We start from the raw sequence: 19,046 nt of genomic DNA, 5'->3' as shown, positions 1-19,046 counted from the left end.
CTGGGCTTGGCCCGCATCCGATCGCCTCTGGCCGATCGCGACACCTATGGGAAGATCATCCTTCTCCTCCTTAATTTATGTTTCTTAAGGAGGATGCATGTCATCAATTCAATCGGCGTTAACCGCCATCGATAGTTTTATCTGGGGGCCGCCCCTGCTGATCCTGCTGGTCGGGACCGGTATCTATCTCACCCTGCGTCTGGGTCTGCTTCAGGTCGTGCGCTTGCCGCTCGCTCTGCGGCTGGTCTTTGGCCGCGATCAGGGGCAGGGCAAGCAGGGGGATGTCTCCAGCTTCGGCGCCCTCTGTACCGCCCTCTCTGCCACCATTGGCACCGGTAACATCGTCGGGGTGGCTACCGCCATCAAGCTCGGCGGCCCCGGTGCCCTGTTCTGGATGTGGATGGCGGCACTGTTCGGCATGGCTACCAAGTATGCCGAGTGCCTGCTGGCGGTCAAATACCGCGAGCAGGATGCCAACGGCCAGATGGCTGGCGGCCCCATGTACTATCTGGAGAAGGGGCTCGGTTCCAAACCGCTCGCCAAGCTGTTTGCCCTGTTCGGTATCGGCGTGGCCTTCTTCGGCATCGGTACCTTCCCGCAGGTCAATGCCATCTCCGATGCCATGAGCCTCTCCTTCTCGGTGCCCCGTGAAGCGACCGCCGTGGTGCTGACCCTGATCGTGGCGCTGGTGACCCTGGGAGGGATCAAATCCATCTCCAGCGTGTCGAGCAAGGTGGTGCCCTTCATGGCCATCTTCTACATCGTCGCCTGTCTGGGTGTGCTGGTGAACAACGCCAGCGCCTTGCCCGATGCCGTCATGCTGGTTATCGAGAGTGCCTTCACCGGCCATGCGGCGACCGGCGGCTTCGTCGGTGCCAGCATCATGCTGGCCATTCAGTCCGGGGTGGCGCGCGGGGTCTTTTCCAACGAATCGGGACTGGGCTCTGCGCCCATCGCGGCGGCGGCGGCCAAGACCGATTCGTGCGTGGAGCAGGGGCTGGTCTCCATGACAGGTACCTTCATCGACACCATCATCATCTGCACCATGACCGGCCTGACCCTGGTGGTGACCGGCGTGTGGAGCGGCGATGCAAGCGGCGCGGCCATGACCAGTCTGGCCTTTGCCCAGGGGCTCGATGCTCATGTCGGCCAGTATCTGGTGAGCATTGGGCTGCTGTTCTTCGCCTTTACCACCATCCTTGGCTGGAACTACTACGGCGAGCGCTGCACCGAGTACCTGTTCGGGGTGAAGGCGATCAAGCCCTATCGTCTGGTCTATCTGGCGCTGGTGGCGAGCGGTGCTTTCCTCCATCTGGACATGATTTGGCTGCTGGCCGATATCGTTAACGGCCTGATGGCGGTGCCCAACCTCATCGGCCTGATTGGCCTGCGCCATGTGGTGATCGCCGAGACCCGCGCCTACTTTAGCCGGGATCTGGATAGCGAAGCCGAGCCGGAGCCGCAGACGGCCTGAGCGCCTCGGCCCGTTTCACGTTCCCATTGAAAAGAACAAGCCACGACTCCGGTCGTGGCTTTTTTGTGCGTTGTGTCTAAGGATGGGGACTATCCCTCTCCCTTCGGGATAAGGTCAGGATGAGGGAGATAGCCCCTCGCTCAGCAGGCTATCCAGACGTGCTCGCACTTTCTCTACCAGTGCCTGATCGCTACCGTGCCAATCGATGCAGCTTGCTAGCGTGGTGGAGGTTCCCGCCATAAAACGCAGCTCGCCGCCCGCCAGCTCGTAGAAGCGGCTCGCCATCCTGGTTCCCTCATCCACATCACCCGCCACCAGCAGCATGGCTTGCGCCAGCACGGCGCCCTGGTGATCCTGCCCCGGCGCCAGCCAGCGCTGGGCAGTGCCGGTGATCTTGCGTCCCCCGATCACCAGATTGTACTGACCATCGCAAAAGGAGCCGGGCACGAAGTCATAGCTTCCCTCAAGGCCGTACTCTGCCAGCAGGGTCAGTAGCGGCGTCCCCAGCAGCCGGTAGTAGTGGGCGAGGTCTGTGGTCGTGCGGGGCAGCAGCAGGGATAGGTTGAGGATCCCCGCCCCGTGGGGCACGGCGGTACCGCCGCTGTCGCGCACATGTACCGGCCAGCCTTCAGCTGCAAGTTGCTGGCAGGCGGCTTCGTAATGGGGGAGGCGGGTATCTTTGCGAGTGACAATCAGGCATTGGGGCGCCTGCCAGAGGTGAGCGCGGGGCTGGCCGTCATGGGCACAGTCGCGCAGCCAGCGCTGCTCTTGCGCCAGTATCTGTGCGGGTGAAGCGGTATCGGGAAGGGGGGAGAGCAGGCGATAGGGCATGGCGGCATCCTCAAAAAAGGCTGCCCAGCACACTACCCGTGGCGACAGGCAAGGTAAAGCCCCGCAAGTGCGGGGCTTGGGTTGGCTATCGGTGGACGATGTCTCAGGAGTGACGCGCTTCGCGCTTGGGTAGCAACAGGTTGAGCACGATGGCGGTAATGCCACCGGTAGCGACACCGTAGGAGAGCACGCTCTTGGCCAGCTCCGGCAGGTGTTGCAGCACTTCCGGCACCTGCGCGACTCCCAGCCCCATGGCCAGCGACACTGCCAGGATCATCAGAGCGCGGCGATCCAGCTCCTCGCGAGCAATGATGCGCACGCCAGCGGCGGCGATGGTGCCGAACATCACGATAGTGGCGCCCCCCAGCACGGGCTCGGGGATCTGTTGCACCAGACTCGCGACCGCCGGGAACAGGCCGAGCAGGGCCAGCATGGCGGCGATAAAGAGCCCGACGTGACGGCTGGCGACGCCGGTCAGCTGAATGACGCCGTTATTCTGGGCGAAGGTGGACATGGGGAAGGTGGAGAAAACTGCCGCCAGCATGGAGTTGGCACCATCAGCCAGCACACCGCCTTTGATCCGCTCCATATAGACAGGCCCTTCCAGTGGCTCGCCGGAGATATCCGAGGTGGCGGTCATGTCGCCGATCGCTTCGAGCGCCGTCACCACGAAGATGATGGCGAGCGGCACGAACAGCTGCCAGTCAAAGCCGAGACCGTAGTGGAGCGGAATGGGCACCATCACCAGCGGGCCGTCGAAGGTGGGGGCGCTCACTTTGCCCAACAGCAGGGCCACGGCATAGCCCGCCAGCATGGCGATCATGATGGCGGAGAGGCGCAACCAGGGGTTGCGACTGCGTTGCAGCAACACGATAAGGCCGAGCACCAGCAGGGAGAGGAAGAGGTTGGTGTGACTGGCGAAGCTGCCATCAGAGAGGGCTGCATAGCCGCCGCCCATGCTGATCAGGCCCACTTTGATCAGGGTCAGGCCGATCAGCAGCACCACTATGCCGGTGACCAGCGGGGTGATGATCCGTTTCACCAGATGGAGGAAGCGGCTCATCACCACGATAGTGAGTGCGGCAACCATCATGGTGCCGAACAATGTGCCTAACAGATCCTCGGTGGGCATGGCGGCCTGCTTGAGGGCGAGACCTGAGGCGATGATGGGGCCGAGGAAGTTGAAGCTGGTACCTTGTACCGAGAGCAGGCCGGAACCGATGGGGCCGAAGCGGCGGGTTTGAATGAAGGAGGCGATGCCGGACATGACCAGCGACATGGAGACGATATAACGGGTGTCGGCGGCAGGGAGGCCGAGGGCATTGGCGATAATCAGGGGCGGGGTAATGATGGCGACAAACATGGCGAGCATATGCTGCAGGGCGGCGAACAGCGTCTGGGGCAGAGGCGGGACATCCTCTATGCCATAGACCAGTTCGCTATGGGCTCGCCTGGGGGGATGGGCCTCTCGATTGGCGCGTGTGACAGCAGCCTGTTCCATAAGTACCTCGAATAGTGTGGGGAGGGGGAGAAAATTGGGCGCTATTGTAGTGATTGAAATGAGGCTGACCAGCGCTAATTATGCAAAAAAAGGTTTATTTTTTGATGGGTTGAAACGTTTGCGCGCTGCGATTATCATCTGTCGGTTTGTGTGACCGACCTCTCCTTTTTATTCTCCCCGCTAATGACATTTTTACCACTTTGTAGGTGTAGAATGAGCCCTCAGTATTCATCGTGGAGACTCTGGATGCTCAAGTTGTCAGAGTTCTGGAGTGCGAGGGTTCACTCCGAAGATTTTACTCGTACTCGCATGGGGTTTATGACGGTGCGTTTGCGCCTGCTGACCTGCTTGCTGATGCTCGGATTGCCCGCCTGGGCCGTAGTGGATTGGTTGACCTTGCCCGCCGTTCATTTCGAGCAGCTGTTTCAGGCCAGGATCTTCTGCACCCTGGCGCTCTCGCCACTTATTCCGCTCTCGTACCTCATCCACTTCAAGCGGGAGCGAATGAAGCTGGCCCTTGGCTACCTGATGGCCGTGATGATGCTCTTCTCCCTCTTTTGCCTGAACAGCTTTGGCGCCGGACAGGAGTTGCAGGCGGGCTATGCGGCCTTTCCCTATCTGCTGATCACCCTGTTTGCCATCTTCCCCATCCCCCTCTCCCTCGGCTTGCAGCTGGCAGGCGTGGTGCTGGTGACCATGCTGCTGGGCCACTGGCTGCTGGTGGGCCAGAGCATCTGGAGTCAGGCCACTCTGAATCAGGTGTGGGTGCTCGGCATGTTTACCATGGCCAGCTGCTGGGTGCAGTGTGGCCAGCTCAATATGCTGCTGCGGCTATATCGGGAATCGACCACTGATGAGCTGACCGGCATGATGAACCGCCGCCTGCTGATGAAGCAGCTGGAGCAGGCCAGAATCCGGCTGCAACTCAAGAAGAAGCCCTTTGCGGTGATGCTGCTGGATCTCGATCGCTTCAAGCGGATCAACGATATCTACGGCCATCTGGCGGGGGATGCGGTGCTCAAGGAGGTGGCGACCACCCTGGGCGAGCAGCTGGAGCCTGACATGGTGCTGGGGCGTTATGGCGGCGAAGAGTTTGCTATCCTGATGCACAACTGTGCCGATCCGGCGCTGGCGAGCAAAATGGCCGAGCGGCTGCGCATTGCCGTTGAGGCGCGGCTGGTGAAGAGTCCCACTTCGGATGAATTGCTGGAGGTGACGGTGAGTATCGGGATTGCCATGGCTCGTTCCGATGACACCATCGATATTCTGATCAACCGTGCCGACGAGTGTCTCTATCAGGCCAAGATGGCGGGACGCAACTGCGTGGTGGTCGAGGGGCAGAACCGCGCAAAAACAGATGCCGCCTGAGGGCGGCATCCTGTTGGCAATGTGCTGGCTAGATCAGGCCAGCTTGTACTTGCCGGAGAGTTGCTGGGCCAGCAGCTTGAACATGTTGAAGACCGCCATGGTCTTGCCGGTCGGGGTGCCATCTTCGGCCAGGAAATACTCCCCCTTGAACACCAGAATATCCCCCTTCTGCTCCACCGAATCGGCGCGCATACCGTGGATGAAGTCTTCATGCTCTTTAATGATCTTGTTGGCCATCTCAAGCAGGGCCGTCTCGGTGATCAGCTCTTTCTGTGGTTGCATGCTCGTCTCCTTAAACGACTACTGGACAGGGAAATCGTGGATCCCTGCCTCTGATTGAAGAGGCGCCCAGCATACTGCAAACAGGGTTTTTCTGTCATTGATATGACCCCGATTTGTGGCTGTTTATCCGATCACCAGATTCTTCAACCAGCAGCGCTGGCGAATACGGCGCTGCACCAGCAACACCTTGCTGAGCTCCTCCAGCAAGACCACCGCCACCACCCAAGAGAGGGGCCAGCCGAGCAGCGTGACCGCCACCCAGGCGAGCGGGATGCCGATGCACCACATGCCGACGATGTCGATAAAGATGCTGTAGTTAACATCGCCGCCAGAGCGCAGCACCCCGATGATCCCCACCATGTTGAACACCTTGAGCAGCATCCCGAGACACATGATGCCGAGCACCTGACCCGCCTCCGTCATCAGCCCAAGGGGCAGGTTGCCGACCCACTGCAACAGGTTGGCTTGCAGCAGCCAGACGATGATCCCCACCAGTAGCGCGCCAATCGGTGCCAGCAGCAGGAACAGCTGGGAGTGCTGCCAGGCGACCTCGTACTCCTCGGCCCCGAGCCGGTGGCCGAGCAGGGTGGAGCAGGCCACCGCCAGTCCGAAGAAGAGGGAGATAAGGATGCTCTCCAGGGTGCCGAGTGTGGTCATGATGGCCAGCGAATCGGTGCCAAGATGGGCATAGAGAAAGCCGTAAATCAGCATGCCGAAGGCCCATAGGCCGTCGTGGAACAGCAGCGGCAGGGCGATCAGGGTAAAGCGCACCACCTCCTTGCGCTTGAAGGCGGCCAGCCAGTCTGGTGCGCGCGGGATCAGGCGCGCTTCATAACGCTTTACGTAGAGCAGCAGCAGGGCTGTCTGCAGCAGCCGGGAAATGGTGGTGCCCCAGGCCGAACCGGCCACCCCCATCGCCTCGAAGCCGAAGTGACCGAAGATGAGGGCGTAGTTGAGGATGACGTTGGCGATGATGGCGATAATGCCGATCCGGGTCGGCGCGGCGGCATTGCCCACCGAGCGCAGGGCTGATTCCAGCGGCACCACGATGGCGGTACAGAGGATGGTGGCGCCGGTGATCATCAAGAATTGATCCGCCAGTGCCCGCAGCGCCGGATCCTGACTGGCAAAGCCGAGCACGCTGCCCGGTGATAACACATAGATGAAGGCAAAGGGCAGGGTGACCAGCAGGGCGCCCACTATGGCCAGCGCCAAGGAGCGGCGTACCCCGGCCATCTCCCCGCGCCCGAAGTATTGTGCTGCCAATACCGAGACCCCGCCCGCGAGGCCCGCTATCACCAGCAGATTGAAGAAGAAGACCCGGTTACCCAAGCCGACCGCCGCCACAGCTGTGGTACCAAGCTGGCTCACCATCATGATATCGATGAGGCCAAGCAGGGAGAACATCATGGATTGCAGCGAGACGGGCAGGGCCAGTCGCCACAATCGGGTCATGAACTCGCGATCGGTGGTTTGTTTTAAAATCGCTTGCCAATAATTCATAGTTGTTAACCGGGTATGAGAAAAGCAAGGGTTGTCATGGTTATGATAAGGGGGTGTAGAGCAGTTACCACTGTGAGTAGATCTCGATTTTCTTGTGTAAAACTATCCTTTTGAGGTGTTATGCCATTTGCCAGAGAGTGTCTGGAGATAGCGCCAGCCTGTGAAGAACGGATGCTGGGGCGAGAGGGGCTCCCCCTGCTCGGCGAGGCAGGGATCTTCCTGACCGGCCTCTCCCGCGTGCGGGATCACTACCTGATCCGCCGCAATCGCCCCGAGTTTCACATCCTGATGGTGAGTCACGATGAAGGGGGCGCGCTGCTCACCGAAGAGGGGGAGCAAGCCATTCCGGCCGGGTCGCTGATTTTCCTGCCCGCCGCCGTCCCCGGCGGTCTCAAGCTGATTGGCGAAAGCTGGCAGATCAGCTGGATTCTGCTCGATGACGTGCCGCGCTGGCAGCACCTGCACCGCCTTGGTCACCGTATCTGGCAAGGGGATGGCGGCGATCAGCTCTATCATCTGCTCAGCCTGATGCAGGGGGAGGGGGTTCGCTCTTCGCTGCAACCCCAACTGCTCAGCCTGTTGCTGGCGCTGCTGGAGCGTACCCTGCAAGGGGAGGTGCGCGGCACCCCTGAACTCAGATTGCAGGCGCTGTTTCGCCGGGTGGAGGCGCGCCTGGACGAGCCCTGGAGTGTCGCCCTGCTGGCCGAACAGATGGCTTGCTCCGTGCCTCATCTGCATCGCCTCTGTCAGCAAGCGTTCGGTATGGGGCCGATGGCGAGGGTGACCGAGCTCAGAATGAACAAGGCGCGCCAGCTGCTGCTCTATACCAACTGGCCACTTGGCGAGCTGGCGGCCCGGGTCGGTTACAGCGATGGGGCCAACTTTGCCAACCGCTTTCGTCGTCTGACTGGTCAGACCCCCGGCGCCTTTCGTCGACTGGGTCGCAAACCTTTTGCAACGGATGTGCAAACTCTTTGAAATTAATGAGACAAGCCCCTAGGATCGGCGGGTCCCTGCGTCTAGCTAACCGTTTAGGTACCAAGATCCATGTTTGAAGATAATAACCAGAAACGTCCTCTCTACATTCCCTACGCCGGTCCCGCCCTGCTGGAGACCCCTTTGCTCAACAAGGGCAGCGCCTTCACCAGCGAAGAGCGCAGCAACTTCAACCTCGAAGGTCTGTTGCCCCAGAATATCGAGACCATCGAAGAGCAGGCCGAGCGCGCCTATCGCCAGTTCATGGCGTTTGGCAACGACATGGACAAGCACATCTATCTGCGCAACATCCAGGATACCAACGAGACGCTTTTCTACCGTCTGCTGCACAACCACCTGACCGAGATGTTGCCCATCATCTACACCCCGACGGTTGGCAAGGCGTGCGAGGAGTTTTCCAACATCTATCGCCGCGCCCGTGGCCTGTTTATCTCCTATCCGGACAAGGACAGGATCGATGACATGCTGCAAAACGCCACCAAGCAGAACGTCAAGGTGATCGTGGTGACCGATGGCGAGCGGATCCTGGGTCTGGGTGATCAGGGGATCGGCGGCATGGGCATTCCCATCGGCAAGCTGTCGCTTTACACCGCCTGTGGCGGCATCTCGCCTGCCTACTGCCTGCCGGTGGTGCTGGATGTGGGCACCAACAACCAGCAACTGCTCAATGACCCCTTCTATATGGGGTGGCGCAATCCGCGTATCTCGGGGGATGAGTACGCCGAGTTTGTCGATGCCTTCATTCAGGCGGTCAAGCGCCGCTGGCCCGATATTCTGCTGCAGTTCGAGGATTTCGCCCAGAACAACGCCATGCCGCTGCTCAACCGCTACAAGAACGAGCTCTGCTGCTTCAACGACGATATTCAGGGTACCGCGGCTGTGACGCTGGGCAGCCTGATCGCCGCCTGCAAGGCCTCCGGTGCCAAGCTCTCCGAGAAGCGGGTTGCCTTCCTCGGTGCGGGCAGCGCTGGTTGCGGCATCGCCGAGCAGATCGTGGCGCAGATGAAGGCCGAAGGGCTGACCGATGCGCAGGCCCGCAGCCGGGTCTTTATGGTGGACCGCTTTGGTCTTATCACCGACAAGATCCCCAACCAGCTCGACTTCCAGCGCCGTCTCTCCCAGCCGGTGGAGCGGATCAAAGACTGGCCAGTGGGGGACAACATCTCCCTGCTGGAGGTGATGGAGCACGGCCGCCCGGACATCCTGATCGGGGTATCCGGTCAGCCGGGGCTGTTCACCGAAGAGGTGGTCAAGACCATGCACAAGCACTGTGCCCGTCCCATCATCTTCCCGCTCTCCAACCCCACCTCCCGGGTCGAGGCGACGCCAGCAGATCTCATCCGCTGGACCGACGGTCAGGCGCTGGTGGCAACCGGCAGTCCGTTTGCTCCGGTGGAGCACAAGGGCAAGCGCTACGTCATCGCCCAGTGCAACAACTCCTTCATCTTCCCGGGGATCGGCCTTGGCGTCATCGCCTCCGGCGCCACCCGGGTGACCGACGCCATGCTGATGTCGGCCAGTCGTGCGCTGGCGGAGTGTTCGCCGCTGGTGAAAGGGGAGGAGGGCTCCCTGCTGCCGGATCTGGCGGATATCCATCAGGTCTCCCGCTACATCGCCAAGATGGTAGCCAAGACCGCCATGCTGCAGGGCAAGGCGGTGCAGACCCCGGACGAGGTGATCGATCAGGCCATCGAAGCCAACTTCTGGCATCCGGAGTATCGCCGCTACCGCCGCACCTCCTTCTGATTGGGGAGAAGGGAATTCCACGGCAAAGCAAAAGGGATGCGAAAGCGTCCCTTTTTACTGCACGTCTGACATGGTTATCGCCTCAAAATCAACTACTCGCTGGCGCCCTGTACGCCGGTGACGCGCACCTCGACCCGGCGATCCGGCCCAAGGCAGTCTATGAGGGCGGTTCTGGCTTTGATGTCGTCACACTGGTTGCCGGTGACCGGATTGCTCTCGCCATTGCCCTGAATGCTTACCTTGTCGGCAGGCAGCCCTTTGTTGATCAGAAAGTCGGCAACGGTTTGGGCCCGAGCTTCTGACAACCTCTGATTGCTGGCATCCGAGCCGATACGGTCGGTATATCCCATCACGACGGCACTGCCATCCTTGGGCTGCACGTCGACGATCTGCTGGTAGAGAGCGTCCAGCGCGCTCATCCCCTCCGGTTTGAGGTCCGCTTTGCCAAAGGCGAACAACACATCGGAACTGAGGTTGAAGGTCTGATCTACCATCTCCGGTTCGGCCGGTGGCGGGGGGATCACGACCGGTGCGGGCGTGGGAGCCGGCTCTGTCGGCTGGCTGCGATTGGGATGGATCACTACTTCCAGGGTTGCTGTGCTGATGTCGCTGACCCAGCGCTGGGTGCCGCTGTTTGCCTTGTCATTGTCAGGATCATCGCCGACCCTGACCAGATAACGATACCTGGCCTGGAGATCGACCCAGTCATGGAGCCGGGCCGTCACTCCCAGGCCTGCCAGCGGTGCCAGGTTGTCGTCCCCGCCATTGATCGATTCAACGTGATAGATATAGCCACCACCCTCGGCAAACACCGAGAACATCTCGCTGAGCGGCAAACGACCAATCACAGACAGGGTAGCTCCCTTGCTGTTGAAGTCATGGCCGCTGATATCCCAGTCACCGGTGGAGAGGTAACCAATTTCGGCGCCCAGGTTCTCCGTGAAGTTGTAGCCGCCAAACAGGGAGAGCGCAGTCGCATCCTTGCTGACATCCTGGCTGAAATCATTCAGATCGTGGGCTATCGCCCAGCCACCGCCTATCCCGGCATACCAGTCATGGACCGGTACCGCTTGTGCGCCTGTGCTCGCCAATGCCAGTGCAATCCACACAGGTTTTAATCTTATGTTCATCGCGTATCCTCGTCGATGTGTGGTTTAGTGGGGCTGCTTGTTGGTCAAACCCCACACTTATGTATAGGTGACGGGTTGTTTTTAACCACTCAAGAGGTGTGGATTGCGGCAATAAGTGAACCTATGTCACTGAAACCATGCGGGAAGAGGAAAGATAGCCTGAGGTGGGCGGCATGGAAGACAATAAAAAGGAGGCCATATGGCCTCCTGCTTATCCAGGTGATCAGGATTATTGTGTGACTTGTTGCACACCGGTGACGCGCACTTCAACGCGGCGATCCGGCGCCAGGCAGGAGATCAGCTGAGCCTTGCCCTTGACGCTGTTGCACTGGGTGCCTGTGACCGGATTGGCTTCACCGCGGCCTTCGATGGCAACTTTGCCAGCCGGCAGGCCCTTGCCAACCAGGAAGTCGGCTACGGTACGGGCGCGTGCTTCGGAGAGTTTCTGGTTGTAGGCGTCAGTGCCGATACGGTCGGTGTAACCGACGACCACGGCACTGCCATCTTTTGGCTGTACGTCGACGATCTGCTGATACAGGGTGTTGAGCGCTGCGACACCTTCTGGCTTGAGGGTGGATTTGCCAAAGGCAAACAGCACGTCAGAGCTCAGGGCGAAGTTCTTGTCAACCACCACAGGCTCTGGGGTTGGCTCGGGTGCTGGTGCCGGAGCGGGGGCCACGTAAGTGGTGCGGTTCGGGTGCATCACCAGCTCCAGGGTTGCGACGCTCATGTCGCTCTCCCAGGTCTTCTGCTCGTCACCCAGACTCCACATGTAGCGGTAGCGGGCTTGCACATCGATAAGGTCGGAGAGCTTGGCAGTCAGGCCCAGACCCGCCAGCGGCGCAGTGCCGTTGTCGCTGTTGCCATTGCCGTTGACGTGGTTGAAGTAGGCACCACCTTCGGCAAACACCGAGAAGATGTCACCCAGTGGCAGGCGGGCGATACCGGAGAGGGTTGCACCCTGGGTTTTGAAATCGGCACCGTCAACGCCCGCTTTACCTGCGTAGAGGTATCCCAGTTCTGCCGAGTAGTAGTCGTTGAAGTTGTAGCCGCCGAACAGATTGAGCGCGGTGGCATCCTTGTCAGTGTCTGTCCCGAAGTCATCCAGGTTGTGAGCATAAGCCCAACCGGCACCGACACCGGTATACCAGTTATCGGCGGCCTGAGCCGTGGTTCCTGCGGCGGCGAGCGCCAGTGCAATCAGGGTAGGAGCCATTTTGAGTTTCATCGGTTTATCCTCGTTGTGTTAGCCCATGTCGGGCAATGCACTTGTTTTTATTGCTGCGAAAAAACCGCCAGCAAAGTGGATAGCGAAGGCTTATGGACACTCATGAGGCAGTGGCGTCATGGACAACAGACCGGACAAGAAGCGCTTTTTAGTGCTTATCCAATACCTTACAGGCGCAACTACTTTATGCTTTCGGGGCGGGGCAGGCAAGGGTAGGGAGGCGGGAGTGAGGGATGATGCAAGCGAGAATGAGGCAAACAAAAAGGGATGCCGCAGCATCCCTTTCTTTTGCATTATTTGAACGAGGTCAGATTATTGCTGAACTTCTTGTACGCCAGATACGCGAACTTCTACGCGACGATCCGGAGCCAGGCAGGAGATCAGCTGAGCTTTAGCGGTTACGCCGTTGCACTTGGTGCCGGTAACCGGGTTGGCTTCGCCACGACCTTCGATGGCTACCTTGCTGGCAGCCATACCTTTGCTCACCAGGAAGTTGGCAACGGTACGGGCACGGGCTTCAGACAGCTTCTGGTTGTACGCGTCGGAACCGATACGGTCGGTGTAACCAACAACAACAGCGTTGCCATCTTTCGGCTGGAACTCAACGATCTGCTGGTACAGCGCATTCAGGGCTGCAACGCCTTCCGGCTTCAGAGTCTCTTTGCCAAAGGCAAACAGCACGTCTGAGTTCAGTGCGAAGTTCTTCTCTACCACTTGCGGAGCAGGAGCCGGCGCTTCTTCAACTACCGGAGCAGCTACCGGAGCTACGTAGGAAGTGCGGAACGGGTGGTATACCGCTTCCAGAGTAGCGATGCTCTGGTTGGCCTTGTAACGCTCACCGTTGGCGTGCAGGTCAGCCACGTCCCACATGTAGCGGTAACGAGCTTGCAGATCCAGCGCGTCATTTACCTTGTAGGTCACACCGGCGCCAGCCAGCGGGGAAACTTTAGTGTCGCTGGTACCCAGACCATCGGTGTGACCCCAGTAGGCGCCGCCTTCAGCGAACAGGGAGAAGTCGTTGCCAACCGGCATACGGGCGATACCGGACAGGGTGGCGCCCTGGCTCTCGTAACGGTTGCCGTCGGTGTTGCCACGACCGGTGTACTGGTAGCCCAGTTCGGTACCGAAGTTCTCGGTGAAGTTGTAACCCATGAAGGCGTTGGCGGCAGCCGCGTCTTCCTGGCCTACATTGGTGCTTTCCAGCTTGTTCAGGCCGTTGAAGTGAGTAGCACCGACACCGGCACCGAAGTAGATGTCGTCAGCGGCGTGAGCAGCGGTAGCACCCAGAGCAGCCATGGCGATGGCGATCATGGAAGGAGCCATTTTCATCATAAAAAAATCCTCGTTGAGATCGCACGTTATTCACGTGCTTCACACTTTGTAATTTATGTAAGCTGCAGGCTCCGCCGTACGGCTGGCGTCGAGTCTGGCAGATGACCCGGTATAACCGGGTTGCACACTCTCCTGGTGTGTCGAGTGCGCTGGCATGGCACGCAATGCGTGAGAAACCACTGCCAGGCAACTGATGTCATTCCGATGACGAGGCGCACTCTATGCCGATTTTAAAACATGATCAAGCTCACAAATGAGCCTTGTGGCAAATTGTGTCGTGCCCTTAACTGGCTGTTTATCCAGATTAATTAGTGATCCAGATAGGCCCTGTGCAGTTTCTTTTCCAGCTTCATATAGGCCTGAACCCAGTCGCTATGCGGGTTGGCAGGATTCGCTCTGGCGGCAAAGACCGCAAGGTAATCTGCCTGGGTTGCGCTCTGCAGCAAGGGGGTAAATGTCATCAAGAAATGTCGGGCCAGATAGGGGTCAAGGGGCCAGATGTTGAGGATGGCGCGAGCCACAGGCTGAACCGCAGCTGAACAGATGAAGTGGCGGTGTCCCGCCTCCAGCCAGTCGGCCATCTCGCACATGCCCGATTCAGCTACCAGACCACCATCACCCGGGGCGCTTGCCAGCGCAATAGACTGGCCATTTACCGTGGTGAGCTCTTCATTGTTATGCAGGGCACCATCGTGGCTGCGCAAGGGTAGGTTATGCGATTCCTGTTCAAGAAACAGGCTGCAGCTCTCCGGCAGGGCGGCCAACAGCTCGCTGGCCTGGCTGGACATCAAGGCCGGAAGCCAGAATGCTTCGGCACGATATTGTGCACCTTGACTGAGCTGTTGTTGCAATTGGGCCGGGTCAGAAACCGGGTGCAGGCGAGAGATAATGCCGGGAAACGCCATACTTATTCCTCTTAATGGGTAGCTGGCGGATTATACGAGTTATTCTGGTGGCAACAATAAAGGTTTCTTTTCGAGACTGTTTACCTGAGACAGCTGAGCGATTACCATCCCCCGTTGAAGATAAGGGTTGTCGCCGAAAGGCGCTCATAAAGATAGAGGCTCGACCATAACGAGTCCGTACAAAACTGATACACTTGACTACGAGTCGTCGCGAAAAATAAAGACGGATTTAATCCGTCAAACGGAGTATGGAACATTATGAATTCAAATATCGTCACTGTTGGCAAGAAGATCCGTCAGATCCGTGAAGCGGTCGGTTTGAGCCGTCCGAAGTTTGCTGATTTGCTCGGTGTTCCTCCCACCACGCTGAAAAACTACGAGCTGGGTTACCGTGAAGTTGGGGGCGCCTTCCTGGTTGCCCTGGCGCACCACCCGGATCTGCACAAGTTCACCCTCTGGCTGCTGGCAGACAAGAAAGTCGCCGAAATCGGCCAGATTGGCCCGGATGACCTCGCCAAGGCGTGATCATCGATGTGAATAGAAATGCCGCCTTCGGGCGGTATTTTTTTGGGTCGCCGATCGATATTTTGATCTAACACGCTTTGAATTATCCATGCAGGCCAACGAGAATAAGCGGCCCCGAAAAGTGGGCCCCTGGTGGTATCTGGCCACCTGAACACTATTACATTCAGGATGATATGAGCAATCGTATGGAGTATGGGTATGAGCAGTAATGAGTTGGATAAACGCTATGGCCTGATGACTGCCATTGCGATGGTGGTCGGCGTGGTGATCGGCTCCGGTGTCTTCTTCAAGGCCGATGATGTACTGCGTCTGACTGGCGGTAATCTGGCCATTGCGCTGCTGGCATGGGCGCTGGGGGCATTTTCGATGATCTTCGGCGCGCTGGTGTTTGCCGAGTTTGCCCAGCGGATCGAAAAGTCCAACGGTATCGTCGATTATGCCGAAGCGGCATACGGCAAAATGTTTGGTTATCTGGTGGGGTGGTTCAAAGGCGTACTCTATTACGCCCCTCTTTCCGCCATCCTTGCCTGGGTCGCCGCTCTGTACACCATGATCTTGCTTGGTAGTGATAATCCGACCAACTCTGGTGCGACCTGGATACTGGCGGCTGTCTATATGACGGTCACCTATCTGATCAACTTCTACACCCCGGTCCTGGCGGGCAAGCTGCAAGTGGGCTCTACCCTGATCAAGTTGATCCCGCTGATCCTGGTTGCCATTGTGGGCACCATTTCAGGCTTGCTCAATGGTGTCACCGTGACCAACTTTGTGCAGGCAATGGATGGGATAGGAAGCACCGGAGGCACGCTGGCCACGGCCGTGGTTGCCACCGCCTTCGCTTATGAGGGGTGGATCGCCGCCGTGACCATCAACAGCGAAATTCGCGATTCCAAGAAGAATCTGCCCAGAGCACTGGTGATTGGCACCCTGATAGTCTTTGTGGTCTATGTCACCTATTTTCTGGGGATCGCCAGCGTCTTGCCGACGGACGAGATAGTGGCGCAAGGGGATAACGCGGTTAATCTCGCGACAACCAGCCTGTTTGGCGGGACTGCCTCGACCATTTTGACCGTGTTCGTGATTATCTCCTGCCTCGGCACCCTCAATGGTTTGGTATTGGCGACCATGCGTATTCCCTACTCGCTGGCGATCCGCAATCAGGGGCCAGCCCCCAAGTGGATGAGCCGTATCGAACCGCATCACCACATGCCAATCAACTCGGCCCTCGCGGCAGCGCTGTTGTCGGTGATCTACTCAGTGCTGTGGTACTGCAGCATCAACGAGACATTCGGTCGTTACATCGCCCTGGACGAGATGCCGATCGTGCTGATTTATGGCCTCTATCTGTTCCTCTATGTCTGGTACATGCGCACCTTTACCGAGTTGGGCTGGATAAAGCGGTTTGTGATCCCGACCTGCGCCACCCTGGGCGCGCTCATCATTCTGTATGGCGGTATCACCAATCCCAGTCTGGGACTCTATCTGCTGGTCTCTGTGGGGGTGATTCTGCTCGGGTTGCTCTTCTACCGTAAGGAGTAACCGGGTAAGTAAGTTGAAAAAAAAAGCGCCGAATGGCGCTTTTTCCATGTGTAAACCGCTGCATGTCGACAACTAACTGCCCAGCAACCCGAGGCGGCCCAGTTCATCCTTGAGCTGATCGAGATTGCGCTCGACACAGGCTTCCCCCTCGTTGATAGCATCGCTGGCGCGATGAAAATCCATGATGGAGAAGCTGCCAAGGCGCGGGCAGAGCTGGATCTCCGGCGGGTCACCGGCCATCCGGGCGCGGGTGATCCGCTCCTGCATGATGTTGATGGAGCCACTCATCACGCTCCACAGACCGGGGGTGGCTGGCGCGGATTCACCGCGATTGAGCCACTGGCTGAGCAGACCGCCGCTGCCGGGTTGATCCGGCTCGTCGGTCCAGGGTTGGTGCATATCGGTGTTGAGGTTGACCGCAATCACCACCTCGGCCCCCATGGCGCGGGCCAGCGAGATGGGCACCGGATTGACCACGGCGCCATCGACCAGCCAGCGGTCGTTGATCCGGGTCGGGGTTAGGATCCCCGGCATACCACAGGAGGCGCGCACCGACTGGCGCAGCGGGCCCTGTTGCAGCCAGATCTCGCGGCCGGTATCGAGCTCGGTGGCGATGCAGGCGAAGGGGATGGGCAGGCTCTCGAGATCGGGATCCCCCAGATGGCTGGCGGCAAGACCAAACACCTTTTCGCCGCGAAACAGACCGCCGGAGAGGGCCGGGTCGAGCAGGCTGACCACCTGCAGGCGGGTAAAGCCGCGCACCCAGGTTTCCAGCCGATCCAGTTCTCCGGCGGCATAGGCGGCACCGACAAAGCTGCCGATGGAGCAGCCAGCGATCAAATCCGGTTTGATGCCGAGACGTTCAAGGGCGCGGATGACGCCGATATGGGCCCATCCTCTGGCGGCGCCGCTCCCGAGAGCGAGCCCAACGCGGGGTTTACGTGGCACGACAGTCCTCCAAAAAAGGGGTTGAGGGCTCAGCTTACTCCGAGAGTCAGGAGGCGTCATCCTGCCATCTTTCGCTGCGGTTGCGACCGTTGGCCTTGGCCTGATAGAGCGCCACATCGGCGCGGCGTACCGCTTCGTGCAGGGGAAGGTTCTCCTGGTGGGGGAGATAGCCGAGGCTGATGGTGACCTCTAGCTCGGGTTCGATGGCGGCCCAGTCGTGATCTGCCACCGCCTTTCTCAGTCGCTCCGCCAGCTCGCCGAGCTGTGTTGCATCACTGCGGCCAATCAGCAGCAGAAACTCCTCGCCCCCCCAGCGGATCAGGCGGTCTGTGGGCCCAAGCTGCTGCTGGCAGATCTGCACCAGCCGGATTAGCACGATATCGCCGACGGCATGGCCAAAGTTGTCATTGACTCGTTTGAAGTGGTCTGCATCGAACATCAGGATCCCCGCTTGCAGCCGGGCCAGGTCGCCCGCCTGCTCCAGTAGCACCACATAGTGGCGGTTGAAAGCGCCGGTAAGGGCATCGTGGCAGGAGAGGTAGTTGAGCCGCTCGTTGAGGCGATGGGATCTCAGGTTGGAGAGGACGGCCAGCAGCATAAAGAGGATGGCGAGCAGGGTCGGCGCGGACTGGCAGAGCATGGCCCACACCAGCGGTAGCAGGGTCACGCTGTGCACCAGCCGCAACGGGGTATCAGGTATCGCCATGGTCAGCTGCAATGTGCCTTGCCGCCATTGATATTCGCCGGTCGGTTCGGTGTTTTGCGGCGCCACGGGCTGGTGTGCGCTGCTGGCCAGCACCTGGTGGTACTGATTGAGCAGCAGATATTCCCCCAGCGCCGGGGTCATCTGATCGAGCTGCTGCTGCAGGCGGGCGAGCAGCACATCCATGTTGATCATTCCCACCAGAGTTCCCTCTTTGTAGAGGGGCTGGGACATGGTGACCATGGGGCCGCGCCCGATAAAGTCCTCATAGGGGCGCGAGAGAACGGTCTTCTTGTCCGGATTGGTGCTGTGCAGCGCATCTTGCCAGAAGCTCTTCTGGTAGATGGTGGGATAAAAGCGAAACCGGCTGGAGGGTTGCCAAGGGTAGAGATAGATAAAGTTGTCCACACCGGTGAAGTAGACCCAGGCGATCTCGTTGCCAAGGCGCTGGCTGGCGGTGGCAAGCAAGGGGGAGAGGCTCAGGGCCAGATGAATGCGTGCCTCACGCTCGCTGCCGGGGGGCGGCAGCGGGCCATCACCGGTGAGGTTGCCTGCCAGTCCGGCAGGCAAATCACCGGGGAGCTTGTCGAGAGCCAGCCCCTCTGGCAGCGCCTCGATATGGCGATAGAGCTGGCGGGTGAGCACCGACTGGGGGTCGCTGCGCAGTCGCTCCTCAGCCTGCCCGCGCATCGCCTCCAGAAATACTTCGGTCCGTTTGAACCGATCCCGCAGGTAGATGGCACTGTTGAGGGTATCGCTTTGATAGAGGCGTTCAATCTGTTTCAGGCTTTGCCACAAAGTCAAACCAATCAGCAGGATGACCACGGCGAACAGGAGCCAGGTCAGGCGTGTGAGAAAACGGTGGACAGACATGTTGGGCATAGGCAGTCAGTCGGGTTGCGAAGGAAATTGTCGTTAGTGTATGCGATGTGGTGTGAAAACAAACTGAACTACCTGAAACCGGGTGAGTTCACCATGCACCTGTTACGTTTTGTCACATTTATACATAGTCACGGCATAGTCTGGGGCTAAAAT

Annotated in this window: 16 protein-coding genes; 6 read left to right on the top strand and 10 right to left on the bottom strand. The window is 59.3% G+C overall.

From position 1 onward, the window contains the following. The first annotated feature begins 97 nt into the window (after positions 1-97). Positions 98-1,474, top strand: coding sequence for an alanine/glycine:cation symporter family protein (locus G5229_RS15600; protein ID WP_005338391.1), 1,377 nt, complete (start codon positions 98-100; stop codon positions 1,472-1,474). Positions 1,475-1,588: 114 nt separating this feature from the next. On the opposite strand, the gene G5229_RS15595 is transcribed toward G5229_RS15600, so the two are convergent. Together G5229_RS15595 and G5229_RS15590 are read right to left on the bottom strand one after the other, a co-directional pair. Continuing rightward, positions 1,589-2,305, bottom strand: a complete 717-nt coding sequence (locus tag G5229_RS15595; RefSeq protein WP_181269070.1) for a lipoyl protein ligase domain-containing protein — start codon at positions 2,303-2,305, stop codon at positions 1,589-1,591. Positions 2,306-2,408: 103 nt separating this feature from the next. Then, positions 2,409-3,806 carry a nucleobase:cation symporter-2 family protein gene (locus G5229_RS15590; protein WP_040066712.1) on the bottom strand — a complete coding sequence of 466 codons (1,398 nt, stop codon included), beginning with the start codon at positions 3,804-3,806 and terminating at the stop codon, positions 2,409-2,411. Between the two features lie 246 nt (positions 3,807-4,052). Between G5229_RS15590 and G5229_RS15585 the strand changes: the two genes are divergently transcribed. After that, entirely contained in the window at positions 4,053-5,174 is a 1,122-nt protein-coding gene (locus tag G5229_RS15585) for a GGDEF domain-containing protein (protein WP_005349944.1), read from the top strand. Between the two features lie 33 nt (positions 5,175-5,207). Here G5229_RS15585 and G5229_RS15580 read toward each other — a convergent pair whose 3' ends face one another. Together G5229_RS15580 and G5229_RS15575 are read right to left on the bottom strand one after the other, a co-directional pair. Then, on the bottom strand, positions 5,208-5,456 hold the full coding sequence (locus tag G5229_RS15580) for a YciN family protein (protein WP_005338382.1): 249 nt from the start codon (positions 5,454-5,456) through the stop codon (positions 5,208-5,210). A gap of 123 nt (positions 5,457-5,579) precedes the next feature. Beyond that, the gene (locus tag G5229_RS15575; RefSeq protein ID WP_407956428.1) at positions 5,580-6,959 is read right to left on the bottom strand and encodes an MATE family efflux transporter; all 1,380 of its coding nucleotides are present in this window, start codon (positions 6,957-6,959) and stop codon (positions 5,580-5,582) included. A gap of 120 nt (positions 6,960-7,079) precedes the next feature. Here G5229_RS15575 and G5229_RS15570 point away from each other — a divergent pair, with 120 nt between their 5' ends. Both G5229_RS15570 and G5229_RS15565 read left to right on the top strand, forming a co-directional pair. Continuing rightward, positions 7,080-7,937, top strand: coding sequence for a helix-turn-helix transcriptional regulator (locus tag G5229_RS15570; protein WP_421209552.1), 858 nt, complete (start codon positions 7,080-7,082; stop codon positions 7,935-7,937). Between the two features lie 69 nt (positions 7,938-8,006). Beyond that, positions 8,007-9,701 carry an NAD-dependent malic enzyme gene (locus G5229_RS15565; protein ID WP_386914962.1) on the top strand — a complete coding sequence of 565 codons (1,695 nt, stop codon included), beginning with the start codon at positions 8,007-8,009 and terminating at the stop codon, positions 9,699-9,701. A 92-nt stretch (positions 9,702-9,793) separates the two neighbouring features. Here the strand turns inward: G5229_RS15565 and G5229_RS15560 are convergent, their stop codons facing one another. The 4 genes from G5229_RS15560 to G5229_RS15545 all read right to left on the bottom strand — a co-directional run bounded on the left by G5229_RS15560 (position 9,794) and on the right by G5229_RS15545 (position 14,296). Then, a complete protein-coding gene (locus G5229_RS15560) occupies positions 9,794-10,831 on the bottom strand; it encodes an OmpA family protein (protein ID WP_421209549.1) in 1,038 nt (345 codons plus the stop codon). Between the two features lie 229 nt (positions 10,832-11,060). After that, positions 11,061-12,059, bottom strand: coding sequence for a porin OmpA (gene ompA / locus G5229_RS15555; protein WP_266134074.1), 999 nt, complete (start codon positions 12,057-12,059; stop codon positions 11,061-11,063). 312 nt (positions 12,060-12,371) lie between these two features. Next, complete coding sequence (gene ompA, locus G5229_RS15550; RefSeq protein ID WP_266134073.1) at positions 12,372-13,391, bottom strand: porin OmpA; 1,020 nt, start codon at positions 13,389-13,391, stop codon at positions 12,372-12,374. Positions 13,392-13,699: 308 nt separating this feature from the next. Further along, entirely contained in the window at positions 13,700-14,296 is a 597-nt protein-coding gene (locus G5229_RS15545) for a hypothetical protein (protein WP_279460454.1), read from the bottom strand. Between the two features lie 258 nt (positions 14,297-14,554). On the opposite strand from G5229_RS15545, the gene G5229_RS15540 reads away from it, so the two are divergent. Beyond that, positions 14,555-14,821: a helix-turn-helix domain-containing protein gene (locus tag G5229_RS15540; protein WP_005338367.1), complete on the top strand. Its 267-nt coding sequence runs from the start codon at positions 14,555-14,557 to the stop codon at positions 14,819-14,821. Between the two features lie 198 nt (positions 14,822-15,019). Next, positions 15,020-16,360 (top strand): APC family permease, encoded by a 1,341-nt coding sequence (locus G5229_RS15535; protein WP_005338365.1) that lies wholly within the window; start codon positions 15,020-15,022, stop codon positions 16,358-16,360. Positions 16,361-16,432: 72 nt separating this feature from the next. Here G5229_RS15535 and G5229_RS15530 read toward each other — a convergent pair whose 3' ends face one another. Together G5229_RS15530 and G5229_RS15525 are read right to left on the bottom strand one after the other, a co-directional pair. After that, entirely contained in the window at positions 16,433-17,308 is an 876-nt protein-coding gene (locus G5229_RS15530; RefSeq protein WP_100654262.1) for a patatin-like phospholipase family protein, read from the bottom strand. Positions 17,309-17,354: 46 nt separating this feature from the next. Continuing rightward, entirely contained in the window at positions 17,355-18,893 is a 1,539-nt protein-coding gene (locus G5229_RS15525; RefSeq protein WP_421209547.1) for a sensor domain-containing diguanylate cyclase, read from the bottom strand. Between the last annotated feature and the right edge of the window lie 153 nt (positions 18,894-19,046).

It is taken from the genome of Aeromonas sp. 602396 (assembly GCF_049173735.1).
GTDB lineage: Bacteria > Pseudomonadota > Gammaproteobacteria > Enterobacterales > Aeromonadaceae > Aeromonas > Aeromonas veronii_A.
This window is presented reverse-complemented; position numbering and strand designations above follow the sequence as displayed.

What these genes read in the sequence shown, in the direction of transcription:
- ompA (WP_266134074.1), bottom strand. Translation starts at nt 12,059, where the DNA reads ATGAAACTCAAAATGGCTCCTACCCTGATTGCACTGGCGCTCGCCGCC.
- G5229_RS15595 (WP_181269070.1), bottom strand. Translation starts at nt 2,305, where the DNA reads ATGCCCTATCGCCTGCTCTCCCCCCTTCCCGATACCGCTTCACCCGCA.
- G5229_RS15565 (WP_386914962.1), top strand. Translation starts at nt 8,007, where the DNA reads ATGTTTGAAGATAATAACCAGAAACGTCCTCTCTACATTCCCTACGCC.
- G5229_RS15535 (WP_005338365.1), top strand. Translation starts at nt 15,020, where the DNA reads ATGAGCAGTAATGAGTTGGATAAACGCTATGGCCTGATGACTGCCATT.
- G5229_RS15525 (WP_421209547.1), bottom strand. Translation starts at nt 18,893, where the DNA reads ATGCCCAACATGTCTGTCCACCGTTTTCTCACACGCCTGACCTGGCTC.
- G5229_RS15590 (WP_040066712.1), bottom strand. Translation starts at nt 3,806, where the DNA reads ATGGAACAGGCTGCTGTCACACGCGCCAATCGAGAGGCCCATCCCCCC.
- G5229_RS15585 (WP_005349944.1), top strand. Translation starts at nt 4,053, where the DNA reads ATGCTCAAGTTGTCAGAGTTCTGGAGTGCGAGGGTTCACTCCGAAGAT.
- ompA (WP_266134073.1), bottom strand. Translation starts at nt 13,391, where the DNA reads ATGATGAAAATGGCTCCTTCCATGATCGCCATCGCCATGGCTGCTCTG.
- G5229_RS15545 (WP_279460454.1), bottom strand. Translation starts at nt 14,296, where the DNA reads ATGGCGTTTCCCGGCATTATCTCTCGCCTGCACCCGGTTTCTGACCCG.
- G5229_RS15580 (WP_005338382.1), bottom strand. Translation starts at nt 5,456, where the DNA reads ATGCAACCACAGAAAGAGCTGATCACCGAGACGGCCCTGCTTGAGATG.
- G5229_RS15570 (WP_421209552.1), top strand. Translation starts at nt 7,080, where the DNA reads ATGCCATTTGCCAGAGAGTGTCTGGAGATAGCGCCAGCCTGTGAAGAA.
- G5229_RS15575 (WP_407956428.1), bottom strand. Translation starts at nt 6,959, where the DNA reads ATGAATTATTGGCAAGCGATTTTAAAACAAACCACCGATCGCGAGTTC.
- G5229_RS15600 (WP_005338391.1), top strand. Translation starts at nt 98, where the DNA reads ATGTCATCAATTCAATCGGCGTTAACCGCCATCGATAGTTTTATCTGG.
- G5229_RS15540 (WP_005338367.1), top strand. Translation starts at nt 14,555, where the DNA reads ATGAATTCAAATATCGTCACTGTTGGCAAGAAGATCCGTCAGATCCGT.
- G5229_RS15560 (WP_421209549.1), bottom strand. Translation starts at nt 10,831, where the DNA reads ATGAACATAAGATTAAAACCTGTGTGGATTGCACTGGCATTGGCGAGC.